Here is an 8,596-nt window from a genome sequence, read left to right as displayed (position 1 = left end):
CGTTCACCAAGACCGACGTCGTTGGCCCAAAGGTCTCGGGCGAGCTGTTCCAAAGCGGATTGACGGCGCTGTTGCTCGCGATCCTGCTGATGCTCTTCTACATCTGGTTCCGGTTCGAACTTCAGTTCGGCGTCGGCGCCGTCGTGGGCCTGTTCCACGACGTGATCCTCACCTTCGGCCTCATCGCGCTGTTCAAGCTTGAGTTCAGCCTGACGACGATCGCGGCGATCCTCACGATCATCGGCTACTCGATGAATGACACCGTCGTGGTCTTCGACCGGCTTCGCGAGAACCTGCGCAAGTACAAGACCATGCCTTTGCGCGATGTAATCGACCTGTCGATCAACGAGACCCTGTCCCGCACGGTGATCACCGGGCTTACCGCGGTCCTGGCGCTCGGTGGGTTGGCGATCTTCGGCGGGCCGGCGCTGTTCGCGTTCTCGATCATCATGATCTTCGGCATCATCATCGGCACCTACTCTTCGATCTATGTCGCTGCGCCCGTGATCCTGTTGTGGGGCGTCAAGCGTGGTGATGAGCCGGCAGAGCCGCTGAAGCCGGCGGTCGCGCGTTAGGCCATCGCCGTGGCTCGTGACGCACCGCAGATCGACGCCTATGGGGGAGGCGGCTTCCGCCTCTCCACCGGCCGTCACGAAGGCTCGCTCCTGATCTTGCGTGACCAGGCCCAGGTCTGGCCGGTGGGCTCGCTGGCCGAGCTGACGCTGGACAGCTTCGCCGAGGTCTTCGCGGCCGGCCGGGCCGAGGTTGAGTTCGTCCTGCTGGGCGTTGGGGCGGTCAACGCCTTGCCGCCGCGCGCGGTGCGTGACGCGCTTCAAAAGGCGGGCATCGGGCTGGAATTCATGGACACCGCGGCCGCCTGCCGCGTCTACAACATCCTGACCGCCGAAGGCCGCAAGCTCGCCGCCGCCATGATTGCGGTCTAGCTTATTTCGCGCGTCGCTTCCCGGCCCCGATAAATCGCCCTATGTACAACTACCTAGGGCTGGAATCGTAAGGGGCTGAACGATGGCTGGACTGCTCACCAATTTCCGAAACACCATGATCGTGAGCTTCCTGCTCTCGCTGATCATGATCGGGGGCTATATGGCCCACAATGGCACGGCCGACGCCATTTTCTGGCAGGCGGTGTTCCGTTGGATGCACACCTTCTTCGGCATCCTCTGGATCGGGCTGCTGTATTATTTCAACTTCGTCCAGATCCGAAAAATGCCGGAAATCCCGGCTGAGCTGAAGCCGGCGATCTCCAAGTACATCGCGCCTGAAGCGCTATTCTGGTTCCGCTGGGCGGCGCTCGCCACCTGGGTGATGGGCGTGATCCTCGCCTTCAACCGCGGCTATCTGGTCGACGCCTTCACGCTGGGCGCGCTCAGCGGCGTGGCGCAGCACACCTTCATCGGCACCGGCATGTGGCTGGCGACGGTGATGTTCTTCAACGTCTGGGTGTTCATCTGGCCGAACCAGAAGATCGCGCTCGGCATCGTTGACGGCGACGCGGACGCCAAGGCCAAGGCCGGAAAGACCGCGATGCTGTTCTCGCGGATCAATACGCTGCTCTCGCTGCCGATGTTGGTCACCATGACCATGAATCAGACCATCTTCGGCTAACGATAGAAGCCGAGTAAGATTGGAAGGCCCGCCTCATCGGCGGGCCTTTTCATTTGCGATATGTCCCAGACCGAAGAACCCCAAATCCCCGCCGAGGACCTCGACGCCCAGACCAGGCGCCTCGATCCCGAACGCTGGCTATCCAGTCGGTTCATCGCCGATGCCCAGGCGCGCGCCGACGTGATCGCGATCTACGCCTTCGACCACGAGCTGGCTCGTGCGCCCAAGGTCGCCTCCAACTCGCTGATGGGCGAGATCCGCCTGGCCTGGTGGCGGGAGGTGCTGGACGAGGTCTATGAGGGCCGCCCCGTCCGTCATCACCCGACCGCCCAGGCCCTGGCCCTGGCGATCGATCGTCGCGGCCTGCCGCGCGGACCGCTGGAGGCGATGATCGAGGCGCGCTATCGCGAGCTTGATCCGGCCCCGATGAACCTGGCCGACGCCTTGGAGTGGGCCGCTGGTTCCGGCGGTGGAGCGGCGGTGAGCGCCGCCCGCGTGTTGGAAGATGCTCCTGACGTGAGCCGGGCCGAGCAGGGCGGCAAGGCCTGGGCGATCGGCAGGCTGATGGGAACGGCCGGGCTGACCGGGGATGAGGCCCAGGCGGCTTTGCAGGAAGCTCTGGCGGCCGCTGGGGGGCTGTCGGTCGCCGCCTTCCCAGCCATCGCTCACGCGGCCTTGGCTCGCCCTCGTGCGCTCGGACGCAGGCCGTCCGAACTGGAGATGCGACTGCGATTGCTCTGGGCGGTGGCCCGGGGCCGCGTCTAGGCGCGGGCCGCCACGGCTTCTAAACTGTCATTACGGTTTGCGAAGCAAGGCCGGGACCCATTCGCGCTGAATGAGCCGAGCGGGCCGGGCGTCGCCGTCACCTGCGCCATCAGGTGTTCATAGGTCCCGGACAAGCCCTGCGGGCTTTCCGGGATGACACGCGGGTTGGTGAGGATCTCAGGCGAGAACCTATTCCGCCGCGATCGCCTTTTCGCCGGCTGCCCAGGCGCCGAGATCGGCCAAGGCCCGCTCGCCGACCGCCAGCTTCTTGGCGCGGCCCTTTTCCTTGGCGCCCATGCGGCTGCCGTCCTCGCGCCGCTTGGCCGCCGCGTTCTCCAGCGGCGGCAACAGGCCGTAATTGATGTTCATCGGCTGGAATGAGCCCTTGCCCGCGTCGAGATGCCCGCCGGTGATGTGGCCGATCAAGGCGCCTAGGGCGGTCGTGGCCGGCGGCGCGTCGATGGGTTTGCCCAGGCGCTCGGCGGCGGCGAAGCGACCGGCCAGCAGGCCGATGGCGGCGCTTTCCACGTATCCCTCGACGCCGGTCACCTGACCGGCGAACCGCAGGCGCGGCTGGCTCTTCATGCGCAACTGGCCGTCCAGCAGCTTGGGGCTGTTCAGGAAAGTGTTGCGGTGCAGGCCGCCGAGGCGGGCGAAGACCGCTTTCTCCAGGCCAGGGATCATTCGGAAGATGTCGGTCTGGGCGCCATGCTTCAGTTTGGTCTGGAAGCCGACCATGTTCCACAGCGTGCCGAGCGCATTGTCCTGACGTAGCTGTACGATAGCGTAGGACTTCACCAGCGGATCGCGGGGATTGGTCAGGCCCACCGGCTTCATCGGGCCGTGGCGCAAGGTTTCGCGGCCCCGTTCGGCCATCACCTCGATCGGCAGGCAGCCGTCGAAATAGGGGACGTTCTCCCAGTCCTTGAACTCGGACTTAGGGCCGGTCAGCAGGGCGTCGATGAAAGCCTCGTACTGGTCCTTGTCCATCGGGCAGTTGATGTAGGCGGCGGCGTCGCCGCCTGGCCCGACCTTGTCGTAGCGCGACTGACGCCAGCAGACGTCCATGTTGATCGAGTCGAAGTTGATGATCGGCGCGATGGCGTCGAAGAAGGCCAACTCGCCCTCGCCGGTCAGGTCGAGGATCGCCGCTGAAAGGGCGGGCGAGGTCAGCGGGCCGGTGGCGACGATGACGTTGTCCCACTCGGCCGGCGGCAGGCCGGCCACCTCTTCGCGTTGGATGGTGATCAGCGGGTGGGCCTCGAGCCGGGCGGTCACCGCCTGGGAGAAGCCGTCGCGGTCCACGGCCAGCGCGCCGCCGGCCGGGACCTGATGGGCGTCGCCGCAGGACATGATGATCGAGGACAGCTTGCGCATCTCGTGATGCAGCAGCCCCACTGCGTTGCCGGTCCAGTCGTCGGCCCGGAAGGAGTTGGAGCAGACGAGCTCGGCCAGGCCATCGGTCTGGTGCGCATCGGTGCCGCGCACGGGACGCATTTCGTGGAGGACGACAGGGACGCCAGCCTCGGCGACTTGCCAGGCGGCTTCGGAACCGGCGAGGCCGCCACCGACGATATGAACAGGTTGGATCGACATGCGTGACTAACTAGCAACGATCCACCGACTTCGCGAGCTAGGCCTTGCGGGGAAGGGGGCGCATCCCCAGAATTCGCATCGAATGGGCGGCTGACTCGTTATTTGACGAGGACCTGGCCTGGGGATTGAAATGACTGCGTTCTCGGCGACCGACGCCGCTTTTGAAGGATTCCGGATTACACGCGAGAAGCCGAAGATTTTGCTGATCTGGGCCGGCTTCTACATGATCGTCAGTTTCCTGATGCCGGTTCTTCTGGTGACCATGGGCGGCCAGGACCTGATGGCTCTCGAAGCGGCCGCCAATGACAAGAGCGCGGACTCCGCCGCGGCTCTGGCGAACTTCACGGCGCTGTTGCCGCTCTACGCGATCCTGTTGCCCATAGGGTTGGCGGTCCAGGCGGTTCTCGCCTCGGCGGTCTATCGCGCGATCCTGCGCCCGACCGAGACCGGCTTCGGATACCTGCGTCTCGGCCGCGACGAACTGCGTCTGGCCGTCCTGACTCTCATCTATTTCGTGCTGACCCTGGTGGCGGTGACGTTGGTCGTCGTGGTCGGCGGGATCGGCGCCGGTATCGCCTATTCGTTCTTGGGCTCGCCGCTGTTCGGCGTGGCGCTTGGCCTCTTCTTCACGGGCTTGCTGTTCTTTGTCGCTGTGCGGCTGTCGCTCGCGCCAGTCATGACCTTCGCTGAGCAAAAGATCAGCGTGTTCGAATCCTGGAAGCTGACCAAGGGCCAGTTCTGGAAGCTGGTCGGCGCCTATGTGCTGGCTATCGCCAGCGTCGTCGTCGTGCTGGTGCTGGCCATGGTGATCTTCATGGCCATCGCCGCCATCGCGGCCGGTGGAGACATCGCGTCGGTCTCGAAGATATTCGCGCCGGACCTGAGTTCGGTCGGCGCCTACTTCACCATTCCGATGATCATCTACACGATCTTCGGCGCGTTCCTGAACGCCTTCTACTATGCGGTCCTGGTCGCGCCGGCGGCCGTGATCTACCGCGAACTCACGACCAGCTAGAGCCTCACCGGGCGCCGCTCCCATCGAGCGGAACGGCGCCCCTTGAGCTTAGGCGTTGGCGCTGGGACGGGCCTTCACGCGGGTCCGCCAGGCGGTCAGGTTCTCGAACTCTTCCTCGACGGGCAGGCCGATCCATTCGGCGAAGTCCACCGTCGAGAGCAGGCAGATGTCCGCCATGGTGAAGCTGTCGCCCACCAGGAAGTCGCGGCTCTCAAGCTCTCGGTTCAGATACTTCTGAGCGCCCTTATAAATCTCGGCGTTCGACTGGCCGAAGTCCTTGAACTGGTTGAGCAGCGCCGCGGTGCGCGGGTGGGCGTGTCGCCAGAAGCTGCCCACCGGCATCATCACCGCGAACTCGACTCGGCGGACCCACTGATCGACCAGGGCCTTCTCCACCGGCGTGACGCCGAACAGCGGCGGTTCCGGGTGGGTCTCTTCGAAGTAGCGGCAGATGGCGACGGTCTCGGAGATGCAGGTCCCGTCGTCCAACTCCAAGGCCGGAAGCTGGCCCATCGAGTTCTTGGCCCGGAATTCCGGCGATTTGTGCTCGCGCTTCATCATGTCGACGGTGGTTTCGGGCAGGTCGATCCCCTTTTCCGCCAGGAATATACGGACGCGACGGGGGTTCGGCGCCGGCATTGGCGCGCCATAGAGGATCATCGGGGGCTCCCTAAATGTGCAAACTATGAGGCCAAGCTATTTCGAACATCTGTTTGAATGCAAGGCCTCATTGAGCGCTGTTAGGTGAAGGTCCGAAAGCCGCGAGCCGGGGCGGGGCCGAGGTGTTAGATTTGCGTGATGAGCGAAGGCTTCACCCTCTTTGACACCGCTATCGGGACCTGCGGCGTCGTCTGGAACGCCCGCGGCCTGGTCGGCGTGCAACTGCCGCAGTCCGAAGGTGGCGATCCGCGGACGCGACTGGCGCGGCGATATCCGCAAGCGGTCGAGACAGACCCGCCGGCGACGGTGGCTCAGGCGATCTGCGGCATGCAGGCCTTGCTGAACGGCGAGCCGCGCGACCTGTTGGAGGTCGAACTCGACACCACCGGCCTCGCGGCGTTCAGCGCCCGAGTTTACGAGATTTCGCGCGCCATCCCGCCGGGGCGGACCCTGACCTATGGCGACATCGCCAAGCGCCTTGGAGATCTCAGCCTCTCACGGGCGGTGGGCCAGGCGCTTGGAGCCAACCCCTGGCCCATCGTCGTACCGTGCCACCGCATCCTGGCGGCAGGCGGCCGCAAGGGCGGCTTCTCAGCGCCCGGCGGCGCCGACACCAAGCTGCGCATGTTGGAGATCGAAGGCGCTCTGGCGCCCGAGACCCTGCCGCTGTTTGGCGGGCGGTGAACCATCCTTCCCATGAAGGGGAGGGATGGCTCAAGCCCGCTTCAGCTTCGCGCCGGCGCGTTCTTCGTGGCGCTTGAGGATCTCGGCGAGGTAGCGTCCGGTCCAGCTCTTCGGGTTGGCCGCGACCTGTTCGGGGGAGCCCTGGGCCACGATCTCGCCGCCGCCGTCGCCGCCCTCGGGGCCGAAGTCGACGATCCAGTCGGCGGTCTTCACGACGTCGAGATTGTGCTCGATCACCACCATGGTGTTGCCCTGGTCGGCCAACTCATGGAGCACTTCCAGCAGCTTCTTCACGTCCTCGAAGTGCAGGCCGGTCGTCGGTTCGTCGAGGATGTAGAGGGTCTTGCCGGTGGCGCGGCGCGAGAGTTCCTTGCTCAACTTCACGCGCTGGGCCTCGCCGCCGGACAAAGTGGTGGCCGACTGCCCGACCTTGACGTAGCCGAGGCCGACGCGCTTGAGCGTCTCCATCTTGTCGCGCACCGTCGGCACGGCCTTGAAGAAGTCGGCCGCCTCCTCGACGGTCATGTCCAGGACGTCGGAGATCGACTTGCCCTTGAACAACACCTCGAGCGTCTCGCGGTTGTAGCGCTTGCCGTGGCAGACATCGCAGGTCACGTAGACGTCCGGCAGGAAGTGCATCTCGATCTTGATAAGCCCGTCGCCCTGGCTGGCCTCGCAGCGGCCGCCCTTGACGTTGAAGCTGAACCGGCCGGGACCGTAGCCGCGAGCCTTGGATTCCGGCAGGCCGGCGAACCAGTCGCGGATCGGTTGGACGGCGCCGGTATAGGTGGCCGGGTTCGAGCGCGGCGTGCGGCCGATCGGCGACTGGTCGATGTCGATGACCTTGTCGAACATCTCCAGCCCCTCGATCTTCTCGTGGGGGGCGGGCGCGTCCGAGGCGTTGTGCAGCCGCCGGGCGGCCGCCTTGTAGAGGGTCTCGATGGTGAAGGTGGACTTGCCCCCGCCCGAGACGCCGGTGATGCAGGTGAAAGTCCCAGCCGGGATCTCGGCCGTGACGTTCTTCAGGTTGTTGCCGGTGGCGCCGACGACCCGCAGCACCTTCTTCTTTGAGATCGGCCGCCGGTCCGCCGGGACCTCGATCTCCCGGACGCCCGAAAGGTACTGACCAGTGATGCTGTCGGGGTTGGCCAGTACTTCCGCGGGCGTGCCCTGGGCGATGATCTGGCCGCCGTGGATGCCGGCGGCAGGTCCCATGTCGATGACATAGTCAGCGGTCATGATGGCCTCTTCATCGTGCTCGACGACGAGGACCGAGTTGCCAAGGTCGCGCAGGCCCTTCAGGCTTTCCAGCAGTCGGGTGTTATCGCGCTGATGCAGGCCGATGGACGGCTCGTCCAGCACATAGAGCACGCCCGTTAGGCCTGAGCCGATCTGGCTGGCCAGGCGGATGCGTTGGCTCTCGCCACCCGACAAGGTGCCCGATCCGCGGCTCATGTTCAGGTAGTCCAGCCCGACATTGACCAGGAACCGTAGGCGATCGGTGATCTCCTTCAGGATCCGGCGGGCGATTTCCATCTGCTTGTCGGTGAGGCTGGCGTCCAGGCCGCTAAACCACTCCTCGGCGTGGCGGATGGACAGCCGGCTGGCCTGGCCGATGTGCTGGCCGGCGATCTTCACGGCCAGGGCTTCGGGCTTCAAGCGATAGCCTTCGCAGGCCTCGCACGGCGTCTCGGACTGGTAGCGGCCCAGTTCCTCGCGGACCCAGGAGCTATCGGTCTCGCGCCAACGACGTTCCAGGTTGGGCAGCACCCCCTCGAAGGTCTTGTTGACCTCGTACTTCCGGGCGTTGTCGTCATAGACGAACTTGATCTTCTCGGTGCCCGACCCGTACAGCACCACGGTCTTGGCGCCCTCGGGCAGCTTCCACCACGGCATGTCCATTGAGAAGCCGTAGTGGCCGGCCAGGGCCTGCAGGGTCTGGGTGTAGAGCGGCGAGGGACCCTTGGCCCAGGGCGCGATGGCGCCCTTGTGCAGGGTCTTGTCCTTGTCCGGCACGATCATGTCGGCGTCGAAGGCGAGCTTGGCGCCGAGGCCATCGCACACCGGGCACGCGCCATAGGGGTTGTTGAATGAGAACAGCCGCGGTTCGATCTCGCTGATGGTGAAGCCGGAGACCGGGCAGGCGAACTTCTCGGAGAACAGCATCCGGCGCGGTTCGGTCTCGCCCTCGGCCTTGTCGGCCCACTCGGCGACCGCGATGCCGTCCGCCAGTTTCAGCGCCGTCTCCAG

At 65.3% G+C, this 8,596-nt stretch carries 9 protein-coding genes; 6 read left to right on the top strand and 3 right to left on the bottom strand.

Annotation, left to right across the window (positions count from 1 at the left end):
* The 4 genes from secF to Q7T84_RS07250 all read left to right on the top strand — a co-directional run.
* On the top strand, nt 1-575 hold a 575-nt coding region (gene secF / locus Q7T84_RS07265; RefSeq protein WP_304807209.1), incomplete at its 5' end, for a protein translocase subunit SecF.
* 9 nt (nt 576-584) lie between these two features.
* A complete protein-coding gene (locus Q7T84_RS07260; protein WP_304807207.1) occupies nt 585-944 on the top strand; it encodes an Mth938-like domain-containing protein in 360 nt (119 codons plus the stop codon).
* A gap of 82 nt (nt 945-1,026) precedes the next feature.
* Nucleotides 1,027-1,626 (top strand): urate hydroxylase PuuD, encoded by a 600-nt coding sequence (locus Q7T84_RS07255; protein ID WP_304807205.1) that lies wholly within the window; start codon nt 1,027-1,029, stop codon nt 1,624-1,626.
* A gap of 60 nt (nt 1,627-1,686) precedes the next feature.
* Entirely contained in the window at nt 1,687-2,391 is a 705-nt protein-coding gene (locus Q7T84_RS07250) for a squalene/phytoene synthase family protein (protein WP_304807202.1), read from the top strand.
* Nucleotides 2,392-2,580: 189 nt separating this feature from the next.
* On the opposite strand, the gene trmFO is transcribed toward Q7T84_RS07250, so the two are convergent.
* Nucleotides 2,581-3,987, bottom strand: a complete 1,407-nt coding sequence (trmFO, locus tag Q7T84_RS07245) for a methylenetetrahydrofolate--tRNA-(uracil(54)-C(5))-methyltransferase (FADH(2)-oxidizing) TrmFO (RefSeq protein ID WP_304807200.1) — start codon at nt 3,985-3,987, stop codon at nt 2,581-2,583.
* Nucleotides 3,988-4,117: 130 nt separating this feature from the next.
* On the opposite strand from trmFO, the gene Q7T84_RS07240 reads away from it, so the two are divergent.
* A complete protein-coding gene (locus tag Q7T84_RS07240; protein ID WP_304807197.1) occupies nt 4,118-5,002 on the top strand; it encodes a hypothetical protein in 885 nt (294 codons plus the stop codon).
* A 48-nt stretch (nt 5,003-5,050) separates the two neighbouring features.
* On the opposite strand, the gene Q7T84_RS07235 is transcribed toward Q7T84_RS07240, so the two are convergent.
* A complete protein-coding gene (locus Q7T84_RS07235) occupies nt 5,051-5,662 on the bottom strand; it encodes a glutathione S-transferase family protein (protein WP_304807195.1) in 612 nt (203 codons plus the stop codon).
* A gap of 138 nt (nt 5,663-5,800) precedes the next feature.
* Between Q7T84_RS07235 and Q7T84_RS07230 the strand changes: the two genes are divergently transcribed.
* Nucleotides 5,801-6,346, top strand: a complete 546-nt coding sequence (locus Q7T84_RS07230; protein ID WP_304807193.1) for a methylated-DNA--[protein]-cysteine S-methyltransferase — start codon at nt 5,801-5,803, stop codon at nt 6,344-6,346.
* Between the two features lie 30 nt (nt 6,347-6,376).
* On the opposite strand, the gene uvrA is transcribed toward Q7T84_RS07230, so the two are convergent.
* On the bottom strand, nt 6,377-8,596 hold a 2,220-nt coding region (gene uvrA / locus Q7T84_RS07225), incomplete at its 5' end, for an excinuclease ABC subunit UvrA (protein ID WP_304807190.1).

This window comes from Phenylobacterium sp. (genome assembly GCF_030654915.1).
Lineage (GTDB): Bacteria > Pseudomonadota > Alphaproteobacteria > Caulobacterales > Caulobacteraceae > Phenylobacterium.
Note: the sequence above shows the minus strand (reverse complement) of the source record. Positions and strands in the feature narration are given on the sequence as shown.

Bases quoted from the DNA above. Each gene is read 5' to 3' on its own strand.
- Q7T84_RS07230 (WP_304807193.1), top strand. From the start codon at position 5,801: ATGAGCGAAGGCTTCACCCTCTTTGACACCGCTATCGGGACCTGCGGC.
- trmFO (WP_304807200.1), bottom strand. From the start codon at position 3,987: ATGTCGATCCAACCTGTTCATATCGTCGGTGGCGGCCTCGCCGGTTCC.
- Q7T84_RS07235 (WP_304807195.1), bottom strand. From the start codon at position 5,662: ATGATCCTCTATGGCGCGCCAATGCCGGCGCCGAACCCCCGTCGCGTC.
- Q7T84_RS07255 (WP_304807205.1), top strand. From the start codon at position 1,027: ATGGCTGGACTGCTCACCAATTTCCGAAACACCATGATCGTGAGCTTC.
- Q7T84_RS07240 (WP_304807197.1), top strand. From the start codon at position 4,118: ATGACTGCGTTCTCGGCGACCGACGCCGCTTTTGAAGGATTCCGGATT.
- Q7T84_RS07250 (WP_304807202.1), top strand. From the start codon at position 1,687: ATGTCCCAGACCGAAGAACCCCAAATCCCCGCCGAGGACCTCGACGCC.